Annotated in this window: 18 protein-coding genes, 3 tRNA genes and 1 pseudogene; 17 read left to right on the forward strand and 5 right to left on the reverse strand. The window is 37.8% G+C overall.

The genetic code is table 11. The annotated features are described in order from the left end of the window. Positions 1-469: 469 nt before the first annotated feature. Genes ACFIMC_RS02370 through rirA form a run of 3 tightly spaced genes read right to left on the reverse strand, consistent with a single transcriptional unit; the run spans position 470 to position 2,613 of the window. Positions 470-958 carry a CinA family protein gene (locus ACFIMC_RS02370; RefSeq protein WP_375628982.1) on the reverse strand — a complete coding sequence of 163 codons (489 nt, stop codon included), beginning with the start codon at positions 956-958 and terminating at the stop codon, positions 470-472. Next, complete coding sequence (locus ACFIMC_RS02375) at positions 955-2,145, reverse strand: bifunctional 2-C-methyl-D-erythritol 4-phosphate cytidylyltransferase/2-C-methyl-D-erythritol 2,4-cyclodiphosphate synthase (RefSeq protein ID WP_375613044.1); 1,191 nt, start codon at positions 2,143-2,145, stop codon at positions 955-957. Before ACFIMC_RS02375 ends, ACFIMC_RS02370 begins: the two co-directional genes overlap by 4 nt. A 24-nt stretch (positions 2,146-2,169) precedes the next feature. Next, positions 2,170-2,613 (reverse strand): iron-responsive transcriptional regulator RirA, encoded by a 444-nt coding sequence (rirA, locus tag ACFIMC_RS02380; RefSeq protein ID WP_375611276.1) that lies wholly within the window; start codon positions 2,611-2,613, stop codon positions 2,170-2,172. 172 nt (positions 2,614-2,785) lie between these two features. Between rirA and ACFIMC_RS02385 the strand changes: the two genes are divergently transcribed. The 8 genes from ACFIMC_RS02385 (at position 2,786) to ACFIMC_RS02420 (ending at position 13,969) form a co-directional block, all read left to right on the forward strand. Then, positions 2,786-5,053, forward strand: coding sequence for an ATP-binding protein (locus ACFIMC_RS02385; protein WP_375611277.1), 2,268 nt, complete (start codon positions 2,786-2,788; stop codon positions 5,051-5,053). Position 5,054: 1 nt separating this feature from the next. After that, positions 5,055-6,413 carry a sigma-54-dependent transcriptional regulator gene (locus ACFIMC_RS02390; RefSeq protein ID WP_375611278.1) on the forward strand — a complete coding sequence of 453 codons (1,359 nt, stop codon included), beginning with the start codon at positions 5,055-5,057 and terminating at the stop codon, positions 6,411-6,413. Between the two features lie 4 nt (positions 6,414-6,417). After that, positions 6,418-7,794 carry a Trk system potassium transporter TrkA gene (gene trkA / locus ACFIMC_RS02395; RefSeq protein WP_375611279.1) on the forward strand — a complete coding sequence of 459 codons (1,377 nt, stop codon included), beginning with the start codon at positions 6,418-6,420 and terminating at the stop codon, positions 7,792-7,794. 10 nt (positions 7,795-7,804) lie between these two features. Further along, the gene (locus ACFIMC_RS02400) at positions 7,805-8,614 is read left to right on the forward strand and encodes a hypothetical protein (RefSeq protein ID WP_375680713.1); all 810 of its coding nucleotides are present in this window, start codon (positions 7,805-7,807) and stop codon (positions 8,612-8,614) included. A gap of 147 nt (positions 8,615-8,761) precedes the next feature. After that, a complete protein-coding gene (gene clpP / locus ACFIMC_RS02405; RefSeq protein WP_375611281.1) occupies positions 8,762-9,394 on the forward strand; it encodes an ATP-dependent Clp endopeptidase proteolytic subunit ClpP in 633 nt (210 codons plus the stop codon). Positions 9,395-9,576: 182 nt separating this feature from the next. Further along, a complete protein-coding gene (gene clpX / locus ACFIMC_RS02410) occupies positions 9,577-10,851 on the forward strand; it encodes an ATP-dependent Clp protease ATP-binding subunit ClpX (RefSeq protein ID WP_273723371.1) in 1,275 nt (424 codons plus the stop codon). Positions 10,852-11,034: 183 nt separating this feature from the next. Further along, complete coding sequence (lon, locus tag ACFIMC_RS02415; protein WP_375628987.1) at positions 11,035-13,461, forward strand: endopeptidase La; 2,427 nt, start codon at positions 11,035-11,037, stop codon at positions 13,459-13,461. 229 nt (positions 13,462-13,690) lie between these two features. Beyond that, entirely contained in the window at positions 13,691-13,969 is a 279-nt protein-coding gene (locus ACFIMC_RS02420; RefSeq protein WP_375611283.1) for an HU family DNA-binding protein, read from the forward strand. 1,059 nt (positions 13,970-15,028) lie between these two features. Here the strand turns inward: ACFIMC_RS02420 and trmFO are convergent. After that, positions 15,029-16,441 carry a methylenetetrahydrofolate--tRNA-(uracil(54)-C(5))-methyltransferase (FADH(2)-oxidizing) TrmFO gene (gene trmFO, locus ACFIMC_RS02425; RefSeq protein WP_375612893.1) on the reverse strand — a complete coding sequence of 471 codons (1,413 nt, stop codon included), beginning with the start codon at positions 16,439-16,441 and terminating at the stop codon, positions 15,029-15,031. A 134-nt stretch (positions 16,442-16,575) separates the two neighbouring features. Here trmFO and ACFIMC_RS02430 point away from each other — a divergent pair. The 6 genes from ACFIMC_RS02430 to ACFIMC_RS02455 all read left to right on the forward strand — a co-directional run bounded on the left by ACFIMC_RS02430 (position 16,576) and on the right by ACFIMC_RS02455 (position 22,561). After that, positions 16,576-16,658, forward strand: a tRNA-Leu gene (locus ACFIMC_RS02430). 135 nt (positions 16,659-16,793) lie between these two features. After that, positions 16,794-18,221: a trigger factor gene (gene tig, locus ACFIMC_RS02435; RefSeq protein ID WP_375680714.1), complete on the forward strand. Its 1,428-nt coding sequence runs from the start codon at positions 16,794-16,796 to the stop codon at positions 18,219-18,221. Positions 18,222-18,351: 130 nt separating this feature from the next. Continuing rightward, positions 18,352-19,851, forward strand: a complete 1,500-nt coding sequence (gene gatB, locus ACFIMC_RS02440) for an Asp-tRNA(Asn)/Glu-tRNA(Gln) amidotransferase subunit GatB (RefSeq protein ID WP_375634068.1) — start codon at positions 18,352-18,354, stop codon at positions 19,849-19,851. Positions 19,852-20,032: 181 nt separating this feature from the next. Next, entirely contained in the window at positions 20,033-20,431 is a 399-nt protein-coding gene (locus tag ACFIMC_RS02445; protein ID WP_375633064.1) for an NADH:ubiquinone oxidoreductase subunit NDUFA12, read from the forward strand. A gap of 89 nt (positions 20,432-20,520) precedes the next feature. After that, a complete protein-coding gene (locus ACFIMC_RS02450) occupies positions 20,521-20,946 on the forward strand; it encodes a DUF2155 domain-containing protein (RefSeq protein ID WP_375633117.1) in 426 nt (141 codons plus the stop codon). 883 nt (positions 20,947-21,829) lie between these two features. Continuing rightward, complete coding sequence (locus ACFIMC_RS02455) at positions 21,830-22,561, forward strand: rhomboid family intramembrane serine protease (protein ID WP_375680715.1); 732 nt, start codon at positions 21,830-21,832, stop codon at positions 22,559-22,561. Here the strand turns inward: ACFIMC_RS02455 and ACFIMC_RS02460 are convergent. Next, positions 22,558-23,388, reverse strand: coding sequence for a TrmH family RNA methyltransferase (locus tag ACFIMC_RS02460; protein ID WP_375671998.1), 831 nt, complete (start codon positions 23,386-23,388; stop codon positions 22,558-22,560). The genes ACFIMC_RS02455 and ACFIMC_RS02460 overlap by 4 nt on opposite strands. Positions 23,389-23,593: 205 nt before the next feature. Here ACFIMC_RS02460 and ACFIMC_RS02465 point away from each other — a divergent pair. The 3 genes and pseudogenes from ACFIMC_RS02465 to ACFIMC_RS02475 all read left to right on the forward strand — a co-directional run. Then, positions 23,594-23,677 (forward strand) — tRNA-Tyr (locus ACFIMC_RS02465). Positions 23,678-23,709: 32 nt separating this feature from the next. Then, positions 23,710-23,783: transfer RNA gene (locus ACFIMC_RS02470), tRNA-Gly, on the forward strand. A 181-nt stretch (positions 23,784-23,964) separates the two neighbouring features. Beyond that, positions 23,965-24,044: pseudogene (locus tag ACFIMC_RS02475) on the forward strand (elongation factor Tu); the annotation flags it as partial.

Here is a 24,044-nt window from a genome sequence, read left to right on the forward strand (position 1 = left end):
AAGATGATGCACAGTTTCATGCTTTTGTTTCTCTCTTTTTTAATGGATGCACACTCGTTAAACAAAACGCCCAAATAGAACATGCTTGCGTCATACCCATTTCATAATAGTGCTCATAATAAATAGTATAGATTCTCGTAAAAGTATATAAAATCTACATCTGTACACTTATGAAGAAGTTCTCCTGTATCATTTATTTGCCATCTCTCAAGATGTTGTACCAGCTCTTAGCACTTGAGAGAGAGGTACAAGTTTCCCTTTCATTAATCATTTTATTTATACAGTTTTTTCTCTTGTGGCGTGTAAGTGAATAAATTTGATTAATTCAACCTACACAGGACTAAAGTGAGATAATTTTAGGCTAGTCAGATCGTTCATTTTCAAGTTGTGATACAATAAAATTTTTTCAAGATGTTGACGATTATAGACTCGATGGGGAATAAAGAATTTTGAAATTAGTATGGGGAATTCAGTGAAGCAATTCCAGAATCATTTTAAAAGCATTTTCAACAGTTGCATGGCGGATAGCATTGCGATTAAGATGAGCAAAGTGCATTTCTTTGTGCAGGGGGGAGTGGTTTTTATAAGCTACTGCGCAATGCACAAGTCCTACAGGTTTATCAAGACTTGCACCTCCTGGACCAGCAATTCCTGTTACAGAAACTGCAATGTCAGCTTGTGAATGTTTTAATCCACCCTCAGCCATTGCAAGAGCAACTTCTTTTGAAACGGCACCATAGGTTTTTATAAGTTCAGCACAAACGCCAACAAGGCGTGTTTTAGATTCATTTGAATAAACAACAAATCCACAATCGAGAACATCTGACGATCCTGCTATATTTGTGAGGCATGCAGCAATGAGTCCCCCTGTACAAGACTCTACAGTTGTTAACAGCAAACCTTTTTGGCGAAAGGTATTAAGAACTTCATGTGCTTGTTTTTCACAAAGATATGTCATTGGGGAATTTCTCCTGAATAAAGGACGCTCACTGTTGCAAGAGCAGCAATTCCCTCACCACGACCAATAAATCCAAGCCTTTCATTTGTTGTTGCTTTGATAGAGATACGATCAGGTGTTATTGCAAGTATTGTTATAAGATTTTCTGTCATGGCATGACGATATGGACTAATTTTAGGATTTTCAGCGATAATTGTGATATCAACATTGGCGATACGACCACCTGCTTGTTTTATAATATCAAGAGCATGACGGAGAAAAATTTCTGATGATACATTTTTCCATTGAGGATCAGAGGGAGGAAAATGTGTACCGATATCTCCAGCACCTTGAGTTGCAAGAAGGGCATCTGTTAATGCATGAAGAGCAACATCCGCATCGGAGTGTCCATTTAATTTTTTATGAAAAGGGATTTTTATACCACATAATATAAGAAAATCACCATCCTCAAAAGAGTGAACATCATAACCATTGCCGGTACGAATATCAGGAAATATTTGCATTTTCTTTTGGAGATATAAATGTGCAGTATTAAAATCTTCATGCCATGTAATTTTTATGTTGTTAGGATCTCCAGGAACGGTACGCATAGGAATTCCAAACCATTCGGCAATTGCAGAATCGTCAGTGAATTCTTGTTTGCAAGCTTGTTTTGCTTGTTTATGGGCCGCTAAGATATGTTCAAAGGGAAAACACTGTGGAGTTTGTGCACTATAAAGATGGGTACGGGGAATTGTTTCTAAAACATGCTGATTATTTATACGTTTAAGGGTATCAGAGATGGGCAGAACAGGAAGAACACCTTCTTGAGGCGTGATAGTGTTGTGAATGTTATTAAGAAGCTTGTTTTCGATAAAAGGGCGTGCACCATCATGAATATGCACATATTGGGGGGCAAATTTTTTGAGTGCCTGAAGTCCATATAAGGTAGAGATTTGACGTGTATTGCCTCCTTCAACGATAATAAGGCGCTCTTTAAAATCGTCAATAGCTTGTTCACAGATTTGACGATCTTCTGGATGAATAACAAGAATAATTGTTGTGATAGCTGGATGCTGCAAAAAACAATGCACGGTATGATAAATAATTGGCTTTTGTCCTAGAAGCCGATATTGTTTTGGAATTTTATGGGGAGATCCTGCTCTTTCACCCCGTCCAGCGGCTAATATTATTGCTGCAATAGAAATACTTAATCTCCTTGTATTATAATCTTAGTTTGCTTTTTTGTCATTAATTTTAAAATGATTTTGAAAGGATGGTTGTTGTAGATCAGCAAGGGATATCACGGATAACACCTCAAAAAAAGCATTTAATGCTTTTTGAAGTGCGGTATTTAAACCACAAAAATCAAACAAGGGGCAAGTTGGTTCTGCAGTATCGAAACATTCTGCGAGGGAAAAGTTGTCTTCTGTTACTTTCACAACATCCGCGACTGAAATTTCTGCTGCGGGTTTAGCCAATCTAACTCCACCATTGCGTCCACGCACTGTTTGTATAAAACCTGCTTGAACAAGCAGCTGAAGGATTTTAAATAAAAAAAGCTCTGAAACGGCATATGCTTTAGCAATTTCTGGAACACGACTGAGAGTTCCCTGATTATCTGCACAATACATAAGCATTCGAAGAGCATAATTTGTTTGTTTTGTTAATCGCATCTCATTTCCTTCGTAAAGTATCGTCGAACACAGTCTATTTTAAAGATATTTTGCAAAATGTAGAAGTTTTTTCTCGTTGACTATATTTGCCTATTTTAAATGTAGTATTAGTATTGTCAATTTTTGCTACAAAAGGTTATATGAGAATAATGGGATAAGGGTATGTAAGCTCATGACGAATATAACATCTGTGACGAATCTTCAAGACATAGATAAAAATACTTATAACGATGAGTTGTATCGTTTAAGTAAGGTATATATTTTTTTAGGGATTACAATTATTGTATTGGCTTTACTTACGGCCTCTGTTTCATTTATTATTCTTATTGGATTAACTCCTGTTGTTCCCAGTAGAACAGTAACCCTTATTCTTATAGGAATTAATAGTTTTTGGGTTTTAGGGCTTATTGTCATCGTTTTTTATGAGATGATACCGATCATTCGTGCTTGGCGTTCAAGGCGTGCAGGATCGCGTCTTCATGTGCGCCTTATTTCATTGTTTGCACTTGTTGCGACAATGCCAGCTGTTGCTGTAGCTCTTGTATCGGGTCCAGCACTAAATTTGGGACTTGATCGATGGTTTGATACAACAACGCGGCAAATTGTGGGCTCTTCTATTGATTTAGCAAATGCTTATGCAGATGAAATGCTCCAAAATTTAAAAAATTTATCCTACGCGATGGCATTTGCACTTGATAACAAAAAACTCTTAGAACGTAATCCAGCTGAATATAGGATGCAATTGACGCGTCATGCTCTAGGACGCAATTTGCGTGGTGCATTTTTGTTAAGTTCTAGTGGAGCTATTTTTGTATCGAGTGCTCTTGGTGATGAAGATAAACTGCCAATTCCTCCTTCTCATCTTATTGAACGTGCAACCAGTGCGAGACCTTTTTCTTTTCAACCAGGCGTTCATGATTATTTTGGTATTATTTTAAAATTTACCAATATTCCAAACACATTTTTATATTTGGTGCGTGACGTTGATAAAGGTGTTTTATCTGCTTTGCGTTTGACAGAAGTTAATACAGATCGTTATCGTGATTTAAATGAGAATCGCCTGCTGACACAGATTGCATTTGGTATGCTTTATTTGTGTCTTTTTTTTAGTTTATTCTTATCAGCCATTTGGGCTGCTATTGCTGTTGCTGATCGCTTAGTACGTCCTATTCGTCTTCTCATTAGTGCTGCCGATGATGTTGCTTCTGGAAATATGGAAATTTTCGTGCCAGTACGAGCAAAAGATGGAGATATTGGGCAATTATCCAAAACTTTTAATTACATGGTCAGTGAATTGAAAAGTCGGCGTAATGAATTGATTGCAGTGCGTGATCAAATTGATGAAAGACGGCGTTTTTCTGAAGCTGTGTTATCGGGTGTAACAGCGGGAGTAGCAGGTATAGATGATAATGGTGATATCACCATTATCAATCGGTCTATTGAAGCGATGTTTGATATTCGCTCAGAGCGCGTTGTTGGAAAAAGTCTTTTATCTTTAAGCGCTGAAATTTGGCAGGTTTTTCAGTTTGTGCGTTCATTGGATCGTAAAAACCATCGTGAGCAGGTCACTTTAAACGTTGCAGGAAAAGAGCGTGTCTGTAATGTCCAAGTTACGATGGAGGAGGATGATGGACAAGGGCAATCTTGGGTTCTAACAATTGATGATATTACAGACCTTGTTGCAGCGCAACGTACAGCGGCGTGGGCGGATATTGCGCGGCGTATTGCACACGAAATTAAAAATCCTCTTACACCTATTCAGTTATCCGCTGAACGCATTCGTAAACGTTATAACAAAGCTATTACACAAGATAGAGAGGTCTTTGAGCGGTGTATTGACACAATTATTCGGCAGGTTGGAGATATTGGGCGTATGGTTGATGAGTTTTCCTCTTTTGCACGTATGCCCAAACCCAAAATGCATATTTTAGATATACGAGAATTGTTGCGCGAAGCATGTTTCTTGATAGAGGTGACGCGACATGATATTCATTTTGAGCAAGATTTAGGAACTCTACCACTTATGGGTGCATTTGATAATCGTCTCATTGTACAGGCTTTTTGCAATGTTATCAAAAACGCGAGCGAATCCATAGATTCAGTTATGCGAGAGGAAAATATTCACGGTCATATTCTTATCCGTTCTTATCGTCAGGAAGAATGGGTGGTTGTGGATGTTGTTGATAACGGGAAAGGACTTCCTAAAGAGCAAAGACAAAAGTTATTAGAACCCTATATAACAACGCGGGAAAAAGGAACAGGGCTGGGGTTAGCTATTGTGCGCAAAGTTATTGAAGATCACGGTGGTTTCATGGAGCTTCATGATGCACCGGAGAGTTTTTATGAAGGTCGTGGTGCGATGATCCGTTTGATATTTCCAGCGGATGGGGGTAAGCAGGGTAATATTATACAAGCCATAAATCATAAGATAGGGGAATAGTATGGTATCAGATATCTTGATTGTTGATGATGAAGCAGATATTCGTGAGCTTGTTGCTGGTATTTTAGATGATGAAGGTTATGAAACGCGTGTTGCTTGTAACTCTGATGAAGCATTGGCTCAAATTAGTGAGCGTATTCCAAAGCTCATTTTTTTGGATATTTGGCTACAGGGTAGTCGTCTCGATGGTTTAGCACTGCTTGATGAAATTAAAACACAATATCCGGCTCTTCCGGTCGTTATGATCTCTGGTCATGGTAATATTGAGACGGCTGTTTCCGCTATAAAGCGAGGGGCATATGATTTCATTGAAAAACCTTTTAAAGCTGATAGACTTGTATTGGTTGCAGAGAGAACACTTGAAAATTCAAATTTAAAACGTGAGCTTTTAGAATTGCGAAAGCGTTCGAACGAGACATTAGAGTTGCTCGGAAAATCGACAGTTATAAAAAATTTGCGTCAAATCATAGAAAAAGTAGCACCAACCAATAGTCGCATCATGATAACAGGTCCTTCAGGGGCAGGAAAAGAGACTGTTGCACGAGCTATTCATGCGCTCTCAACGCGTTCGAATGGGCCATTTGTTACAATAAATGCTGCAACGATTACTCCGGAAAGAATGGAAATAGAGCTGTTTGGCAGCGAAATGGAGGGAAGAGAGCGTAAAATTGGTGCCTTAGAGGAAGCTCATGGCGGTATCTTATATCTTGATGAAATTGCTGATATGCCGCGTGAGACTCAAGGGAAGATTCTTCGGGTTTTAACGGGGCAAACATTTGAGAGAATTGGCGGCACAAAACGTGTTAAGGTGGATGTCCGTATCATTTCTTCGACAGCGCAAAATCTTGAAAACCTCATTTCTGATGGGCGCTTTAGGGAGGATCTTTTTCACCGTCTTTCCGTTGTTCCTATTGTTGTTCCGCCCCTTTCAGCGCGTCGTGAAGATATTCCAGAACTTGTACATCATTTTGTAAAAACAATATCACAGCAGGTTGGGATTAAACCGCGTGCAATCAGTGATGATGTGATTGCTATTTTGCAAACGCACGCTTGGCCGGGTAATGTGCGGCAATTACGTAATAATATTGAGCGTCTTCTTATTCTTGTGCGGGATGGTGATGGTCCTATAACAGCGGACTTTCTTCCCAGTGAAGTAAGTGATTCTTTGCCACGTCTTCAAATGGATTCAGATGAAAGTATAATGGATTTGCCGTTACGTGAAGCTCGAGAATTATTTGAAAAGAGATATTTAGTGGCGCAGATTGGGCGTTTGGGTGGAAATATATCACGTACTGCTGAATTTATAGGCATGGAGCGTTCAGCTTTGCACCGTAAACTTAAAGCGCTTGGAGTTTCTTAAAGCGATGCGTATTATTATTTGTGGAGCAGGACAGGTTGGTTATGGGATAGCAGAGCGTCTTGCTGCTGAAAATCACGATGTTACTGTTATTGATATTGAAACGAGATTAATTGAAAAGATTCGCGATACATTGGATGTGAGAGGTTTTGTTGGTCACGGTTCACGGCCTGAAGTTCTTTTGGCTGCAGATGCAGACAAAGCTGATATGTTGATTGCTGTCACTTTGTTTGATGAAGTTAATATGGTAGCTTGCCAAGTAGCACATTCATTATTTAATGTGCCCACAAAAATTGCTCGTATTCGCTCACAATCTTATTTAGAACCACGTTATAAGACGCTTTTTTCCAGAGAGAATATTCCCATTGATGTGGTTATTTCGCCAGAAGTTGAAGTTGGGGAAATGGTTTTGCGCCGTATTGCTTTACCTGGTGCAATAGATGTTCTTTATTTTTGTAATGATGATATTGTGGCACTAGCTTTGGAATGCATGGAAGATTGTCCCGTTATTAATACACCTTTGCGTCAATTAACAGAGCTTTTTCCAGATCTTCATACGACGGTTACTGCTATTAAACGTGGCGCGGAATTATTGGTTGCACATTCAGAAACGCAACTACGCGTTGGTGATATAACCTATCTTGTTGTTTCTCGTGAACAGATGCGTCGTGCTGTTGGGCTTTTTGGTCATAAAGAACAAGATGCCCACCGCATGATTATTGCAGGGGGTGGTCACATTGGCCTTTATGTTGCACAGGCTATTGAAAAGCGTTTTCATAAATTAAAATTGAAGATTATAGAAGCGCATAGAGAAAGAGCCCTCACAATTGCTGATCAGCTTGAAAAAACAACAGTTTTATACGGTAACGTGTTAGATCCAGTGATTCTTCAAGATGCGGGAATTGATCAGTCCGATTTAATGATTACATTGACCAATCAAGATCAGGTTAATCTCTTAAGCGCTATTATTGCTAAAAGATTGGGCTGCAAAGCCAATATGGTATTGATTAATAATGTTGCCTATCAAGAATTTAGTCGTGCTGTTGGTGTGGATGCATATCTTAATCCCCATAGTGTTACAATATCGAGAATTTTGCAACAAATGCGCCGTGGGCGTATTCGTTCTGTTCATTCAGTTTTTAATGGCCGAGCAGAAATTATTGAAGCTGAAGTGATGCAAACATCTTCATTGGTTGGTAAGTCATTATCAGAGCTCAATTTATCAGATGGTTTGAGAATTGGTGCAATTTATCGCAATAAGACAATAATACAGCTTTCGGCAGATACGCGTATTTTGTCTGGTGATAGAATAGTGATTTTTGCTCTTGCTGATAGGGTTCGTGATGTTGAACAACTCTTTCGCGTAAGTTTAGAATATTTTTGATGTATTATCTATGGATATTTGTACTTTTTGGTATAGTGGACAATTAAGATTGGTAGATAGGCTTTGTTTGTCTTCAATGGTTAAAACTGGACAGCGCGTTAAGCTTTTTAGTTATGATAAAAAAATAGATAATCTCCCTGCTGGTGTTGAGCTGTATGAAGCCGAATCAATTTTACCACACTCAGCAATTTATCGCCTTGATCCCGATTTGTCTGATGATAAACTAGGGTGTACAATTGTTCAGTTCTCGGATTTTTCTCGTGTTATGCTGATGAAATATCAACAAGGTGTTTGGTTAGATACAGATGTTTACCTTGTTAAACAATTTCATCCAGATGCGGATAAGGTTTGGTTGTCAAGAGAAAATAATACAAGAGTAGGCGTTTCTGCACTTTATTTTCCGCCCAATAACCCTATTATAAAAATATTTGAGGATTATTGGGCTGGCACAGAAATTATTCCTCATTGGCTTGGGTTTAAGCGTCGTGTTTGGAGACCGTTCTGGTTAAAGAGGAAAAAAATGCCGATTTTACCGAGAAATCTTGGCGTTACAATATTTGGCAATGATGGTATTTCACGATTAGCAAAACGATATGGTTTTTTTCATGAAGCAAAGGAAAAGGAAACTTTTTATTATTGGACTGGGCGAAAAACTGAACGTATTTTTGAACCAGCTTTTGGCGTAAAGCCGCTTACAGATTCACGCTTGATAGGCTTTCATATTCACAGAAAGACAAAGACCACGAAAAGACCTCAGGAAGGAAGTTTTTACCATTGGGCGGTATCTCGCATTCCGGATGTTCATCATTTGTTTAGGTAGAGTTATTATTGCTATTTTAACTATTGAGATTTTAATCTATCTTATACAATCTCTTGATTGTAGCTTGCACAAGAGAGTAATGTTAACATATGGACAAAAACATTGAATGTGTAAAGAGCGGTTGTTATATGAACGGAAAGTAAAAATATGAGTGATCCAATGAAAACAGCATTAAGCCTTGTTCCTATGGTTATTGAACAAACAAATCGTGGTGAACGGGCCTATGATATTTTTTCCCGTCTTTTAAAGGAACGGATTATTTTTATTAATGGACCTGTTGAAGATGGTATGGCAATGCTTGTTTGTGCACAATTGCTTTTTTTGGAAGCGGAAAATCCTAAAAAAGAAATTAGTCTTTATATTAATTCTCCAGGTGGTGTCGTAACATCTGGTATGGCTATTTATGATACTATGCAGTTTATTCGCCCTCCTGTTTCTACGCTTTGCATGGGGCAAGCGGCATCTATGGGGTCTTTATTATTAACGGCTGGAGCAAAAGGTCATCGTTTTACATTGCCAAACGCACGTATTATGGTGCATCAACCATCTGGTGGTTTTCAAGGTCAAGCTTCAGATATTGAGCGACATGCGCAAGATATTATAAAGATGAAACGGCGTTTAAATGAAATTTATGTTCAACATACGAGTCAAGATTATGAGGTTATAGAGAGAACTCTCGATCGCGATCATTTTATGACAGCAGAAGAAGCCAAAGCGTTTGGCTTAGTTGATGATGTTATACAATACCGTGCAGAAACTGAAAAAGAAGAAAAAGATTAAGAATTTTTATAGAAAAAACAGCTACTTTAAATCAAGAGTTTTATAAAAAATATCGCAAAATAAGAGAAACACCTAAAAGTATTGAGACATGCATGGTTTTCTATATGTCTTTTAGTTTTCATGATGAAAGGCTTCCTTTGAAAAGGCAAAGTGTTCATATATTGTGGTGAAAGGAAAGAAAAATGAGCAAAATTAGCAATAGCGGGAACGAATCAAAAAATACTCTCTATTGCTCGTTCTGCGGCAAGAGTCAGCATGAGGTGCGTAAGCTCATTGCGGGGCCTACTGTATTTATCTGTGATGAATGTGTAGAGCTTTGCATGGATATTATTCGGGAAGAAAATAAGTCTTCTGGGGTTAAGGTGCGTGATGGTGTTCCTACGCCACAGGAAATTATAACAGTTCTTGATGACTATGTTATTGGTCAGCAGCATGCAAAGCGTGTTCTTTCTGTTGCTGTTCATAATCATTATAAACGGTTGGCGCATCAGTCTAAAAGCAATGATATTGAGTTGGCTAAATCAAATATTCTTCTTGTTGGTCCAACGGGTTGTGGTAAAACTTATCTTGCACAAACATTAGCACGTATTATTGATGTGCCTTTTACGATGGCGGATGCGACCACTTTGACTGAAGCGGGTTATGTGGGAGAAGATGTTGAAAATATTATTTTGAAGCTTCTTCAAGCAGCAGATTATAATGTTGAACGTGCGCAGCGTGGTATTGTTTATATTGATGAGGTTGATAAGATTTCTCGTAAAGCAGACAATCCTTCTATTACAAGAGATGTTTCGGGGGAAGGAGTTCAGCAAGCATTATTAAAAATTATGGAAGGAACGATTGCTTCTGTTCCTCCTCAAGGTGGACGTAAGCATCCGCAACAAGAGTTTCTTCAGGTTGACACCACAAACATCTTATTCATTTGTGGGGGAGCTTTTGCAGGTTTAGAACGGATTATTTCAGGGCGTGGTGAAAAAACTTCTATTGGTTTTTCTGCGACTGTTAAGGCTCCGGATGAGCGTTGTGTCGGTGAAATTTTTCGTGATTTAGAGCCTGAAGATCTTATTAAATTTGGTTTAATACCAGAATTTATTGGGCGGCTTCCTATAGTCGCTACCTTAGAGGATTTAGATGTTAACGCCCTCATGCAAATTTTATCCCAACCTAAAAATGCGTTAGTAAAGCAATATCAGCGTCTTTTTGAAATGGAGAATGTTGAGTTAGCATTTCATGAAGATGCTTTACGTGTTATTGCAAAGAAAGCAATTGAACGTAAAACTGGTGCTCGTGGTTTACGTTCTATTATGGAGAAGATCCTTCTTGAGACGATGTTTGAGCTACCGGCTCTTGAAGGCGTTCAAAAAGTGGTTATTTCGAGTGATGTCGTTGATGGTAAAGCGCGTCCTCTTTATATTTACTCAGAACGTGCAGAAGATAAAGAAAATGTATCAGCATGACATTGTGCGATGCACAATATAAAAGGTGGTAGTGAACGGTATTTGATAGGTGTTTCTAATAATATCATTATAATGCTTGATTTATGTATGAGTAATTACCACTTCATGTACAGTGAAGAGCTGAGATTTTCTAAAGGTGGGCTAATTGTTGTAGATAGCTCATAGGCTCCAGAAAGGAGAGTTATGCAATATATTGATGAAAAGACAGATGAAGTAAGAGATGGGGTTTATGCTGTTTTACCTCTTCGTGATATTGTTGTCTTCCCCCATATGATTGTTCCACTTTTTGTGGGCCGCGAAAAATCAATTCGTGCTCTTGAAGAAACGATGGCGGTTGATAAGCAAATACTATTGGTGACACAAAAAAATGCTTCTGATGACGATCCAAAATCAGAGGATGTTTATCATATTGGTACATTTGCTAATATTCTTCAACTTTTAAAGCTTCCTGATGGTACTGTAAAGGTTTTGGTTGAAGGAACTGCACGTGCAAAAATTAGTCAATTTTCTTTAAGTGAAGGTTATCATCAGGCTTTTGCAACTGTTACAGAAGAACCTAGAGAGAGTGATGTTGAGATTGAAGCTCTTTCAAGGTCAGTGATTACTTATTTTGAAAACTATGTAAAGCTTAATAAAAAAATCTCTCCTGAAGTTGTGAATGCGATTGGCCAGCTTGATAATCCTTCTAAGCTTGCCGATACGATTGCTTCTCATTTGATGATTAAACTGGCAGAAAAACAGGAAATATTAGAGCTCTTACCTGTGCGGGCCCGTCTTGAACGTGTTTTGTCCTTCATGGAAGGAGAAATTTCTGTTTTGCAGGTTGAAAAACGTATTCGTTCGCATGTTAAACGGCAAATGGAAAAAAACCAACGAGAATATTATCTCAATGAGCAGATGAAGGCTATTCAAAAAGAGTTAGGAGCAGGTGATGATAGCCGAGATGAACTCTCTGAATTAGAAGAACGTATCAAGAATACAAAACTATCCAAGGAAGCACAGGAAAAAGCTGGAGCAGAATTGAGAAAATTACGGAATATGTCTCCTATGTCTGCAGAAGCGACAGTTGTACGTAACTATCTTGATTGGTTATTAGCAATGCCTTGGGGTAAAAAATCTAAGATTAAAAACAATTTAGATTTTGCTGAAAAGGTCATGAATAATGAACATTTTGGTCTTGAAAAAGTTAAGGAGCGAATTATTGAATATTTGGCCGTACAAAGTCGCGCGTCAAAGATAAAAGGTCCCATTATTTGTTTGTTAGGTCCTCCAGGTGTAGGGAAAACATCATTAGCGCGCTCTATTGCAAAGGCAACGGGACGTGAGTATGTTCGTATCTCATTGGGAGGTGTCCGAGATGAAGCAGAAATTCGTGGACATCGCCGAACATATATTGGCTCGATGCCTGGGAAAATTATCCAGTCTATGAAAAAAGCAAAAAAATCTAATCCGCTTTTCTTGCTTGATGAAATTGATAAAATGGGCCAAGATTTTCGTGGTGATCCTTCATCCGCTTTATTAGAAGTTCTTGATCCTGAACAAAATGGTACATTCATTGATCACTATTTGGAAGTTGAATATGATCTTTCTGATGTCATGTTTATCACAACTGCCAATACGCTTAATATTCCAGGTCCGTTAATGGATCGTATGGAAATTATTCGTATCGCTGGTTATACTGAATGTGAGAAAATGGAAATTGTTAAACAGCATCTTTTACCAAAGGCACTAAAAGATCACTGTTTATCTAAAAAAGAACTCAGTATTTCTGATGGCGCACTAAGGTCAATTATTCAGTTTTATACACGTGAGGCAGGCGTTCGTAACCTTGAACGTGAACTCATGAAAATTTCCCGCAAATCCGTTACAAAAATTCTCAAAACACATCAAAAATCTGTAAAAGTTACAGAAAGTAATATTCATGATTTCTTGGGTGTTAAACGTTATCATTACAATCAGATTGAAGGAGAAAATCAAGTTGGTGTTGTAACAGGTCTTGCGTGGACAGAAGTCGGTGGAGAGTTATTGACTATTGAAGGAGTTATGATGCCCGGCAAAGGGAAGATGACTGTAACTGGAAATTTACGTGATATTATGAAAGAGTCCATTTCAGCGGCAGCATCTTATGTACGTTCTCGTGCTGTTGATTTTGGTATTGAACCTCCACTTTTTGAAAAACGCGATATCCATGTTCATGTTCCAGAGGGTGCGACACCAAAAGATGGCCCATCGGCTGGGATTGCAATGGTGACAGCAATTGTTTCGGTCCTTACAGGAGTAGCTGTGCATAAAGATATTGCAATGACTGGTGAAATTACTTTACGTGGACGCGTTTTACCCATTGGTGGATTAAAAGAAAAACTCTTAGCAGCTCTTCGAGGAGGGATAAAAAAAGTACTTATTCCTGAAGAAAATGCAAAAGATTTGGTTGATATTCCTGATGATGTCAAAAATAATATGGAAATTATTCCGGTAAATCATGTGAGTGAAGTTTTGAAACACGCTTTGGTTCGTTTTCCAGACACTATTGAATGGAAAGAACCCTCTACAGGGGCTGTGCCAATCCGGTCAGAGAGCAGTGATAGTGAAGGAATACAGATTGCGCACTGATTCACTTATCTCATTTATAACGGCATTTTTTAGGTGGTAGAAGATGTTGTTGAGGTTATTATTCTGTTTTTTGTTGGAAAAAGTGAAAAATTCCGTGAATAACTGTGATTATTGCTAAAAAAACAATGTTTTGGATAAAAATAAGACTTCTGTTTGCTGTACTTTTCAATAAACTGACCAATAACATGATTAAGTCATGTTCAGGTAATATAGGGAAAGGAAATATTTTATGAATAAAAGTGAATTCGTTAGCTCCGTTGCTGAAAAGGCAGGTGTTTCGAAAGCGCAAGCTGGTGCTGTTGTTGATGCTTTTATGGCTTCTGTAACAGAAGCTTTGGCTTCAGGAGGAGATGTTCGTCTTCCAGGTTTTGGCACTTTTGAAGTTTCTCATCGTGCTGCAACAAAGGGGCGTAATCCTTCAACTGGTGCTGAAATCGATATTCCAGCACGTTCTGTACCCAAATTTTCTGCAGGAAAAAGCCTTAAAGAAGCAGTTAATAAAAAATAATTCTAAGCTACATTAAAAAAACCCGATTTATTTATAAGCGGGTTTTTTTAACACATGTGTTATGCTTATTTTTCACATAAAACTTTGAGATCCTTGCGATATTTTTTATTTTCATGTATTGCTGGAAATATATTGTTTTTAGTCATTTTCAATGAAATATTGCACTGTATTAATTGAGCGCGGGTATGGCTTATAAAATGTAATATTAACTTTTATTACGCTGAAGTGTTACGGTATTTATTTCAAAACAAGATCCGTAAATAATATGAAGCGGAAAACTCTGTAAAGTCCATAAAAGTTATTATATATCACCATTTACGCTTAATAAAAGTGCATGTTGGTGCCACCTTGCTATCTATTTTCTCAGTTCCTATAATGTTGCGACTAGCCCCAGATATCTGAGACGAGTGCATAAGGGATAGTTTTATTCTTTTACTCTTATACGCCAACCTTTCTTGTGACGCACCAAGAGGATAATTTTATTGATTTATTATAAGATCCTGAAATAAAAAAATCTTTTGATATTCAGATTTGGTTTTTAATATTGGGATTTTTCTTGGCATTTGAGAGGGGAGAGATAGCTCCAGCTCTATCCTACAAATATTTTTTCCATATCTTTATTTCACTTGTGATATGCAAGCGAGTATTTTTCCTTCATCATACAAGAGTTAAAATGAGAGAACATCACAAACTTTGAGGGAGGAAGTTAAAAAACAGAAAAATTACTCTTATAAAATAATATACATTACGTAATATAAAAACTATTAATAAAGATAGTACAGTATTACTTGTGTATTTCCATTTATTTATTTTGATTATTCATAATATGTTTATATAATTATTTTGTTTTTAGTCATTAAATCATATTAAATTATTGATAGCGGTAAAGTTTTTTTATAGCCAAAAGTTATTTTACAGCATCTACATAATTGAATAAATGATGAAACGTAGGGTAGTATTTATTGATTGGGGGAGACAGTCTTTAAAAGGCTTTAGAATGATTTTTTCACGAGAGTTATAAAGATCTATTCAGTAGGAGAGAGGCGAATCGTGTGTTTTTTATAAACAGGAGCTCTTTGATTCTTTATTTGCTAACCACTGAGTACAATCATTGAGAGCTCTCGCTGTTATGGCTTGTTTTTTTACTAATTTTTTTTCTTTACTTGGTAAACGTTTTCCTGAATGTTTAATAGAAGCAATAGGGGGAAAAAGTCCGAAATTGATATTCATTGGCTGAAAAGATTGTGTTTCTGCTTTTTCATCTATGATGTGTCCCCCCGTAATATGATTCAAAAGGGCTCCGAATGCTGTAGTTTGTGGGGGTAGGCAAGGGGAAATATGATGATATTCGGCAGCAGCAAAACGTCCAGCAAGAAGCCCTATTGCCGCTGATTCTACATAACCTTCACATCCGGTAATTTGCCCTGCAAAGCGTAGTTGTTTTTTTTGTTTTAAACGAAGGGTTTGATCAAGAATAATTGGCGAGTTGAGGTAGGTATTGCGGTGAAGACCACCAAGACGCGCAAACTCTGCTTTTTCAAGACCGGGAATCATTCTAAAAATGCGAATTTGTTCACCATATTTCAATTTTGTCTGAAAGCCGACCATATTATAAAGCGTTCCAAGTTTATTATCTTGGCGTAATTGAACGACAGCATAGGGTTTAACTGTAGGGTTATGGGCATTAGTTAAGCCCATAGGTTTCATAGGACCATGTCTTAACGTTTCAAGTCCGCGCTCAGCCATAATTTCAATGGGGAGGCATCCATCAAAATAGGGCGTTTTTTCAAAGTCACGAAACTCTGTTTTTTCAGCATTTTTTAACGCTTCAACGAATGTTTCATATTGTTCTTTGTTGAGGGGACAATTAAGATAATCTTTTCCTGTTCCCTCAGGACCAATTTTATCATAGCGAGACTGATACCAACAAATGTTGATATCAATACTGTCGGTATGGATAATAGGTGCAATTGCATCAAAAAAAGAAAGAGCTTTTATACCGGTTATTGCTTGTAATTTTTGAGCAAGTGCAGGCGATGTAAGGGGGCCTGTTGCAATGACAACATGTTTCCAAGCTTTAGGAATTTCTTGAACTTCTTCACGTTTGATTGTTATAAGAGGGTGGTTTTCAAGTGCTGTCGTAACGGTTTTTGAAAATCCATCACGGTCAACAGCAAGAGCACTACCTGCGGGAACTTTGTTGGCATCAGCAGCTTTCATAATTAACGATTTTGCTAATCGCATTTCAGCATGTAAAAGTCCTACGGCATTTGTTAATGAATCATCGCAACGAAACGAATTTGAACAAACCAGTTCTGCCAATTTATCGGTTTTATGGGCATCTGATTTTTTTTCGGGTCGCATTTCATGCAAAACAACAGAAATTCCTGACTGAGCGATTTGCCAGCTTGCTTCACACCCCGCAAGACCGCCACCGATGATATGAATTGGGATATCAAATGTCTTTAACATAATTGACTTTTAGCGTAAGCAGTTATGTATGAAAAGCATAGATTTTGTTTTTTTTAATATATTTGTTTGCTTTTTTTCTGTAATTAATGGTATAGAAACGCCGCTTGTATAAGGTTATTAGCTTGTAAGTTTGAGCGGATGTGGCGAAATTGGTAGACGCACCAGATTTAGGTTCTGGCGGGAGACCGTGGGGGTTCGAGTCCCTCCATCCGCACCAAAGCAATCCCTTAAGTGCTACGGATTTCTACGTGTCTGAAATTCCGCTTCATGGTAAATGTAACACTCGAAGTGTTAGAATGTAATGATTATTAGAGTGGGTTGATCCCTCTCCTTAGAAAAATGAAGGTGTTTAATGCAGGTTACCGAGACGCTTAATGAAGGACTGAAGCGCGAAATTAAGATCGTGGTTCCAGCGAAAGATTTAGAAGAAAAGTTGAATGAACGATTGGATGATACCAAGGGAAAAATCAAGCTTAATGGTTTTCGTCCCGGTAAAGTGCCTAGTGGGCATTTGCGAAAAATGTATGGTAAATCCTTTATGGCGGAGATTCTCAATGAGATACTCAGTGATGCACCCCGTTCTATTTTAGCGGACCGCAATGAACGTGCAGCGATGCAGCCAAAAATTGATATAGATGAAGATGAAAAAATTCTAGATGGCAAAGCTGATTTTACTTTTAGTTTAAAGTATGAAGTTTTACCAAAAATTGACATTAAAGATTTTGAACATATTAAGGTTATCCGTGAAATTGCAATTATTCCTGAACAGGATATTGATGATCAAGTCAATCGCGTCCTTTCTTCTACGCGTAATTATTCTCTAAAAGAGGGGAATTCTGAAGAAGGTGATCGCATTACCATAGATTATCAAGGTAAGCTTGAAGGCGTTCCATTTGAAGGTGGGGCAGATAGTGATGCACAACTGATTCTTGGGGCAAAACAATTTATTCCTGGTTTTGAAGAGCAATTGGTTGGTGTGAAAGCTGGGGATGTAAAAACGATTTTTGTTAAATTTCCTGATAATTACAGTGCGGCACATTTGGCGGGACGGGAAGCAGAGTTTGACATTACTGTCAAAGCTGTCTTTAAACCAGATGAATTAAAAATTGATGATGAAGCAGCGCAAAAAGTTGGTTTAGAGTCTCTAGATCGCTTACGTGAGGTCGTTCGTGGGCAGATTGAAAGCCAATATGGTTCAGTGACACGTCAAAAAGTTAAGCGTCAAATTCTTGATGCTTTAGATGCTGATTATAATTTTGAGATTCCTGAAGAACTTTTAGAGGTTGAGTTTAACAATATATGGGCTCAGGTTAATGATGATTTGAAAAAGGCTGGGCGCAGTTTTGAAGATGAAGGTATTACAGAAGAAAAGGCACGGGAGGAATATCGTGTCCTTGCGCAGCGTCGTGTTCGTCTTGGTTTGGTGCTTTCTGAAATTGGAATGAAGGTTGGTGTTAAAGTTAGTGAAGATGAGCTAAAAGCAGCCGTTTTTGATCAGGTTCGCCAGTATCCTGGACAAGAGAAAGAGATTATGGATTTTTTCCGTAAGACTCCGGAAGCTGTTGAAAATCTACGTGCTCCGATTTTTGAAGAAAAGGTCATTGATCATTTATTAGCACAGATAAAAGTCACAGATAAAGAAGTGACGGTTGAAGAGTTGATGAAAGAATATGACGAATCAGATGTCCCTGAAGAAAAGCCGGCAAAGAAAAAGTCTGCAGTGAAAGAAACGTCTACAGAGAAAAAACCAGCTAAGAAAAAGGCTCCTAAAAAAGCTTAATATTTATGCAAACAACACAAGCCCGATAAAATCGGGCTTGTGTTGTAAGATTTATATCCTAGGATTGCACTGAGAGAATGGTTTTAGATAAGCCATGAGTGAATTTTAAAATATTGGTAGTGGATTGGCAATGAGCATCATTGATACGCGTACTCCTGATTCTAAGCGTTTTATTTCTGGAGTTACAGGTGATTGGGAAGTCATCATTGGCATGGAAGTTCATGCGCAAATCATATCAAATTCGAAACTTTTTTCAGGAGCATCAACCAAATTTGGTGCAGAGCCGAACAATCATGTATCACTTATTGATGCAGCCATGCCAGGTATGTTGCCTGTTCTTAATCAAGAATGTGTTCGTCAAGCGGTTCGAATGGGGTTAGGATTAAAGGCGCATATTAATTTAAAATCTGTTTTTGATCGCAAAAACTATTTTTATCCAGATTTACCGCAGGGGTATCAGATTTCTCAATTTCGCTATCCCATTGTAGGAGAGGGAAAGATTATTATATCTGTTGGTCCAGATTCGAATGGACAATTTGAGGATATTGAAGTGGGAATTGAGAGGTTGCATCTTGAACAGGATGCTGGAAAATCGATGCACGATCAACATCCAACAATGTCTTTTGTAGATCTGAATCGTTCTGGTGTTGCTCTTATGGAAATTGTTTCCAAGCCTGATATGCGCTCATCAGATGAAGCCAAAGCCTATATGACAAAATTGCGTACGATTGTTCGTTATTTGGGCACTTGCGATGGCAATATGGATGAAGGTTCTATGCGTGCAGATGTCAATGTATCTGTTCGTCGTCCTGGTGAAGATTTTGGAACGCGCTGTGAAATTAAAAACGTTAATTCTATTCGCTTTATTGGTCAAGCAATTGAATATGAAGCGCGTCGTCAGATTGCAATTTTAGAAGATGGAGGCGTCATAGATCAAGAGACTCGGCTTTTTGATGCCGCTAAAGGTGAAACGCGCTCTATGCGCTCAAAGGAAGAAGCGCATGACTATCGTTATTTTCCTGATCCTGATCTTTTACCGTTAGAATTTGATCAAGCATTTGTGGATGATTTGGCAGCAGACTTACCAGAGTTGCCTGACGCTATAAAAGCACGTTTTGTTAAGGAAATGGGATTGACAGTGTATGATGCTTCCATTCTTGTGACAGAAAAGGCTATTGCTGATTATTTTGAAGAAGTAGCGCGTGGGCGTGATGGAAAAATAGTTGCCAATTGGGTGATTAACGACCTTTTAGGGGCTTTAAATAAAGATAATCGTGAGATTGAAGAGTCACCAGTATCGCCAAATCAATTGGGAAGCATTATTGATCTTATAAAAGAAGGAGTTATTTCTGGAAAAATTGCCAAAGATCTTTTTGAGATTATTTGGAATGAGGGGGGAGATGCACGCCAAATTGTAGAAGAACGAAATATGAAGCAGGTAACGGATACAAAGGCTATTGAAAGAGCTGTTGATGAGATCGTTGCCAATAATTCTGATAAAGTTGCGCAAGCAAAGCACAAACCTGCTTTAGCTGGTTGGTTTGTTGGACAGGTAATGAAAGCAACAGGTGGTAAGGCAAATCCCCAAGCTGTTAATGAATTGGTTAAGATGAAACTTGGCATAGATTAAATTTTATGGGGTGGAGAAGAAGCCATACATATGATATCTTCTTGAAATTAAAGGATAGCACGTTAACCTATCAATTGGAATTGTAGTTGAATTTACTAGTAACTTTTTCGCTAATTTCAATCGTTAATAATTTTATTCCAACGATTAATTTCATGAACGCACTAAATGAATGGAATAGCAGATGGCTCGTTTTTTTAAGCAAATCTTCACATGGTGGAATGGCAATACCATTGGTACGCGTTTTTTCACATGGCGCAAAGGTAAGCGGATAGGGGAAGATCAATTTGGAAATATATATTATGAAGGAGGACTTCATAAGGATGGTTATCCGCACCGTTGGGTTATCTATAAAGACTATTCTGAGGCCTCTACTATTCCACCAGGTTGGCACGGCTGGATTCATCATCGCTGTGAGTGTCCACCAACACAAGAGGATTATCATCCTTATGAATGGGAAAAGCCTCATGTTGCAAATATGACAGGAACAAGTGAGAGCTATCGACCAAAGGGGGCTATCACCTCCAATGGAGAGCGTTCTTGTGTGCATGAAGATTATGATGCGTGGTCACCTAAAAAATAACATGTTTTAATGTGCGTGTGTATTTTTGTCTTATTTGACTCTATGTTATGAAAAGAATTATTTTTTAAGGTGCGATTGATTTTGATATGATGAGATTTTTTTTATTGTTAGGGGTGAGGCATTTTATATATATTTTTTTTATGGGAATTTTAGTGTTTTTATCCTTAAATAATGGGGTGCGGGCTGAGCGTATTAGCAATGGAATTGCTGTTTTTGCAGGTCTTGACAAAATCACGGGACGGACCACACGTTTTGAAGTTACTCTTGGTAAAATTTATCAGTACGGCGCATTACAGGTAACACCACGTGCGTGTTATACGAGCTCTAAAGATGAACCCACGCGTACAACTGGTTTTATTGAAGTCAATGAAGTAACATTAGATAAAAAAATACGGCGTATTTTTACAGGATGGATGTTTGCAGATAGTCCTGGTTTGAACGCTGTTGAGCATCCTATTTATGATGTGTGGTTAAAGGATTGCAAACAGAATTCTCAAGATCGTCCTCTTCAATAATTAGTGTGTTATCTATTTATAATTCATTGGTTTATAATGGTCCTTTATCATTTTGCAACTTAATAGGAAGGTTCAAATTCCTATGATTGCCTCATTTAAATTTTTTATATTGAATTAATCCGGACTATTCTCTTGCACGTTACAAGTGGCGGATGTATCAATAAGACTGTCTAAGAAAGGAATAAAAAATTCTGTCATGAACTGTTTAAATTCAAAGATGCATCATTAGAATCAACATATTTTTTCAGTGTTTCATAAGAGACAGTTCTTGAATTATATCTGTTAAAGGTTGAAATGAAAGGCTTGTTTATATTTGTTAAAGAGATGAACTGACGCTTTTGCATGTATGAAGGAAACAGACTATCAAGTAAGTAATTCATCATGAAACACCAATTAGTATATCTAGAGAACGCTGTATTGGTATTTTTTCTCATAGAGATGTCGTTTTTCGTTCAAAGCGTAGAAGTAATGCAGGACATATTAATGGAAAAATTGAGATTTAAGATTCTTTAAAGTTTATCAATCGAAGTATAGCTTGGTTAAAAAATGCAATAATCAATATATTTCTAGTAAGAAAATAATGTTTATATATTTTTATTATACACCACCTCATAAGTGAGTTTGTCTATTCGTAAGTTCTTGTATATTGCATGGTAACTTCACATTTAAGTAAGCAGGATACCACTAAGTTTGTAAATCATATTCTTGATATCCATGCTTTTTAAAATCTTTTGTATAAAATACACGTGTTTTCATGTAGAGCTATTGAAAATTTAAAAAAGGGCTTCGAAGAGGCGTTGAGAAGATTCTGCATCACTGGGAATGGTATATTTATTTTGTATAAAGAATAACCCATTTTCTAAAAAATACGAGATTTCATACAATGAAAGTTTCTAGTCACCAACATAATGATGTTGCCCGATTGCCGAAACAACCTAAAGAACCCTTATTGAATGTTCCATTTATTATAGTTGTTTTGATAGCATTTTGTTTTTGTCTTTATTGCATTTCTCAGTATTTTTTTTCTCATCAGGTTTATGTTGAAAGCCTTGAGTTTTTTTCATTTATACCAGCATTGTTTAAGAGGGATCCTGTAGCATTTTGTTATACCATGGTGAGTTATTCATTTATGCATAGTAGTTTTAAACATGTTGCTCTTAATATGGTTTGGCTTTTGGTTTTCGGCTCTCCTTTAGCAAGGCATTTTGGTGTTTTACGTTTTTTAATTTTTTGGGTGTTAACGGCAGTTATTTCTGTTTTGACTTATTTTACATTTCATCAAGAAAGTACCATATCACTTATTGGGGCGTCAGGTGCCGTATCTGGAATGATGGGGGCTATTGCACGTTACGGTTTTCCTAGTGGTAATCTAACTGTCAATGTGCAGAACGAAAAACTTTTGGGATCTTTATTATCTGTCAAAAAAGCTCTGTGTTCTAAGGGGGTTCTTGTTTATATGAGTGTATGGCTGACGACTGATTTGATCATAGGTATTTCTTCTATTTTGTTTGAAGAAAATGGCATCTCAATAGCATGGGAAGCTCATATTGGCGGGTTTTTTGCGGGTTTTTTGTTGGTTGGTTTTTTTGATGTTTCACAAAAAATTAAAAACTAGAATCTAAGATATTGATGTGCCACATAAAGAGCTATTGTTGCTGCATTTGAAACATTTAATGATTTAATATTTCCAGGCATGTCAAGGCGTGTTAAAGCGCAAACGGTTTCGCGTGTTTTTTTACGTAAACCTTTACCTTCTGCTCCTAAAACAAGAGCAATTTTATTCCCTGTTAATGCTGTTTCTAGAGGTTGGTCACCTTCTGAATCGAGACCAAAGCTTGTAAAACCTGTTTGATGAAGTTCTTGAAGAGTTTCAGCAAGGTTTCGTACGGTAATATAATGAATCATTTCCAGAGCTCCAGATGCCGCTTTCGCAAGAACACCGCTTTCGTGGGGAGAGTGACGGCAAGTTGTAATAAGTGCTTTAGCTTTCAATGCAACTGCAGAGCGCATAATAGCGCCAACATTATGTGGATCGGTAATTTGATCCATGACAATGACCAGATCAGTATTGGTTAGTTCCGACAGTTTGCATGGTTTGAGGGGGAGAGTTTCCAAAACAATACCTTGATGAACAGCCTCACTTCCAACAAGCGAATCAAGATATTTGGGGGTGCATAATGTAACAGAGCAAGGATAATCTGATTCGGATATATTTAATCGTTTTAAGGCATTTTGTGTAACGTAAAGACATTTTAAAATTCTTTTTGGGTTTTCTAAAGCAGCCTGAACAGAATGAATGCCATAAAGATGGATGATCTCTTGCTGTAAAGAAGCAGCTTTCTTCTTTGGGTGTGTAAAAGATCGAGAAGGAGAGCCTTTTGTATCGCGATATCGGCGACGCAAACGAGCATAATGAGAATTTTGTGATGTTTTTTCTTTCATAGCTTCTTTATAACGTGTTAATAAGAAAAATAGAGAGAAAAAATCTATGATTTAAAATTATGAGCAGGAAATTTGTACAGAATTGTATTTATTCTGTTGACAGATACAATAGTAATCGTCATAACCACTTCGCAATCAGATTGAATTGAATGGGTATTCAAGATGGTTGTCGTGATGTCTCATTGCGCGACTTTATCGGTGGAATGGAGGGGTGCCCGAGTGGTTAAAGGGGGCGGACTGTAAATCCGTTGCGTATGCTACGTTGGTTCGAATCCAACCCCCTCCACCATTCATCGAAGGAGAGTTAGTACGTGGGGTCATGCGGGTATAGCTCAATGGTAGAGCAGCAGCCTTCCAAGCTGAATATGCGGGTTCGATTCCCGCTACCCGCTCCAAATGGTTGTTGATGATTGGGCAAATAGGTATGATGGAGGATATTCCATTTATAGATTTGGTGGGGTTTTCCGTCTAAGAGTTGTGGTGATTGGGCTGTTTTCAGTCTGGTCAGACTTAAGTTTTGCAGAACTGTCCCTAGGTGCTAATAAAAATAGGGAATAAAACAAGAGATTAATAGCAATGGCGAAGAGCAAGTTTGAACGAACAAAACCGCATGTTAATATTGGTACGATTGGTCACGTTGATCATGGGAAGACCTC

The sequence above is a fragment of the Bartonella sp. AP21QHHD genome (assembly GCF_042196205.1).
Classification (GTDB): domain Bacteria; phylum Pseudomonadota; class Alphaproteobacteria; order Rhizobiales; family Rhizobiaceae; genus Bartonella.

Excerpts from the sequence above, each read along its gene's own strand:
- ACFIMC_RS02370 (WP_375628982.1), bottom strand. The coding sequence starts at position 958 with ATGACATATCTTTGTGAAAAACAAGCACATGAAGTTCTTAATACCTTT.
- rirA (WP_375611276.1), bottom strand. The coding sequence starts at position 2,613 with ATGCGATTAACAAAACAAACAAATTATGCTCTTCGAATGCTTATGTAT.
- ACFIMC_RS02385 (WP_375611277.1), top strand. The coding sequence starts at position 2,786 with ATGACGAATATAACATCTGTGACGAATCTTCAAGACATAGATAAAAAT.
- ACFIMC_RS02390 (WP_375611278.1), top strand. The coding sequence starts at position 5,055 with ATGGTATCAGATATCTTGATTGTTGATGATGAAGCAGATATTCGTGAG.
- trkA (WP_375611279.1), top strand. The coding sequence starts at position 6,418 with ATGCGTATTATTATTTGTGGAGCAGGACAGGTTGGTTATGGGATAGCA.
- ACFIMC_RS02400 (WP_375680713.1), top strand. The coding sequence starts at position 7,805 with ATGGATATTTGTACTTTTTGGTATAGTGGACAATTAAGATTGGTAGAT.
- clpP (WP_375611281.1), top strand. The coding sequence starts at position 8,762 with ATGAGTGATCCAATGAAAACAGCATTAAGCCTTGTTCCTATGGTTATT.
- clpX (WP_273723371.1), top strand. The coding sequence starts at position 9,577 with ATGAGCAAAATTAGCAATAGCGGGAACGAATCAAAAAATACTCTCTAT.
- lon (WP_375628987.1), top strand. The coding sequence starts at position 11,035 with ATGCAATATATTGATGAAAAGACAGATGAAGTAAGAGATGGGGTTTAT.
- ACFIMC_RS02420 (WP_375611283.1), top strand. The coding sequence starts at position 13,691 with ATGAATAAAAGTGAATTCGTTAGCTCCGTTGCTGAAAAGGCAGGTGTT.
- trmFO (WP_375612893.1), bottom strand. The coding sequence starts at position 16,441 with ATGTTAAAGACATTTGATATCCCAATTCATATCATCGGTGGCGGTCTT.
- tig (WP_375680714.1), top strand. The coding sequence starts at position 16,794 with ATGCAGGTTACCGAGACGCTTAATGAAGGACTGAAGCGCGAAATTAAG.
- gatB (WP_375634068.1), top strand. The coding sequence starts at position 18,352 with ATGAGCATCATTGATACGCGTACTCCTGATTCTAAGCGTTTTATTTCT.
- ACFIMC_RS02445 (WP_375633064.1), top strand. The coding sequence starts at position 20,033 with ATGGCTCGTTTTTTTAAGCAAATCTTCACATGGTGGAATGGCAATACC.
- ACFIMC_RS02450 (WP_375633117.1), top strand. The coding sequence starts at position 20,521 with ATGAGATTTTTTTTATTGTTAGGGGTGAGGCATTTTATATATATTTTT.
- ACFIMC_RS02455 (WP_375680715.1), top strand. The coding sequence starts at position 21,830 with ATGAAAGTTTCTAGTCACCAACATAATGATGTTGCCCGATTGCCGAAA.
- ACFIMC_RS02460 (WP_375671998.1), bottom strand. The coding sequence starts at position 23,388 with ATGAAAGAAAAAACATCACAAAATTCTCATTATGCTCGTTTGCGTCGC.